The following is a 1012-nucleotide window of genomic DNA, read 5'->3' on the forward strand; positions in this document are numbered from 1 at the left end:
TCTGCGTCGCGCCGGCCGAGGCCAGGGTCGACGAACCCGCCGACATCGACCGTTTGCTTCTGTCGCTTGCCGCCGAGATGCCGGCCTCCAAGGCGGCGGCGGAAGCCGCGAAGATGACCGGCGGCCAGAAACAGGCGCTCTATCGGCGATTGCTGGAGCTCAAGGATGCTTCGGGAGAAAGCGACGGTGGCTGAACGCCCGAGCGCCAGCCGCCAAAAAGCCTATCGGCGCGGCCATCGCAGCGAATGGCTGGCGGCGGCAGCGCTGATGCTGAAGGGCTACCGGATCCTGGCGCGCCGCCACCGCACGCGCTTCGGCGAGATCGACCTGATCGCGCGGCGCGGCGACCTGGTGCTGTTCGTCGAGGTCAAGGCGCGCCGGTCGCTGATGGAAGCCATGGAGGCGATCGGCCACGAATCGGAACGTCGAATAGAAGGCGCGGCCGACATCTGGCTGTCGCGCCAAGCGGACTACGGCAGGCTGTCGATGCGCTTCGACATGGTCGCCGTGCTGCCCTGGCGCTGGCCGGTGCATGTCGAGAACGCGTTTTATGGGAAGAGTTAGAGGGGGCAGCCCTCCTTCATTCGTCATCCACGGGCGGAGCCCGTGGGACGAAGCGTGAGGGCCGCTACGCGGAACACTCCTCACCCCCAGATCATCAACGCCACCAACCCGACACCGCCCACCACCAGCCGCCACCAGCCGAACAGCGAGTAACCCTTGCGCGAGACGTAATCGAGCAGGAAGCGCACGACGATGAGCGCCGTGACAAAGGCGGCGACGAAGCCGACGGCGATGATCGGCAGGTCGGCGCTGCTCAGCACGTTGCGGTTCTTGAACAGGTCGAAGGCGAAGGCGCCGACCATGGTCGGGATTGCAAGGAAGAAGGAAAATTCAGCGGCCGCGCGCTTGTCGACGCCCAAAAGCAGGGCGCCGACGATGGTCGAGCCCGAACGCGATGTGCCGGGAATGAGCGACAGGCACTGGAAAAGCCCGATCTGCAGGTAAAGCC

Annotated in this window: 2 protein-coding genes and 1 pseudogene; 2 read left to right on the forward strand and 1 reads right to left on the reverse strand. The window is 65.9% G+C overall.

Annotation, left to right across the window (positions count from 1 at the left end; all coding sequences use genetic code 11):
* A pseudogene (locus tag EN884_RS36905) lies at window positions 1–194 on the forward strand (rRNA (cytidine-2'-O-)-methyltransferase); the annotation flags it as partial.
* The gene (locus tag EN884_RS36910) at window positions 187–564 is read left to right on the forward strand and encodes a YraN family protein (protein ID WP_063169659.1); all 378 of its coding nucleotides are present in this window, start codon (window positions 187–189) and stop codon (window positions 562–564) included. The pseudogene EN884_RS36905 and the gene EN884_RS36910, both read left to right, overlap by 8 nt.
* A gap of 80 nt (window positions 565–644) precedes the next feature.
* On the opposite strand, the gene EN884_RS36915 is transcribed toward EN884_RS36910, so the two are convergent.
* The coding region (locus EN884_RS36915; RefSeq protein WP_164895458.1) for an undecaprenyl-diphosphate phosphatase at window positions 645–1012 on the reverse strand (368 nt) is incomplete at its 5' end.

This window comes from Mesorhizobium sp. M7A.F.Ca.AU.001.01.1.1 (assembly GCF_004022735.1).
GTDB lineage: Bacteria > Pseudomonadota > Alphaproteobacteria > Rhizobiales > Rhizobiaceae > Mesorhizobium > Mesorhizobium ciceri.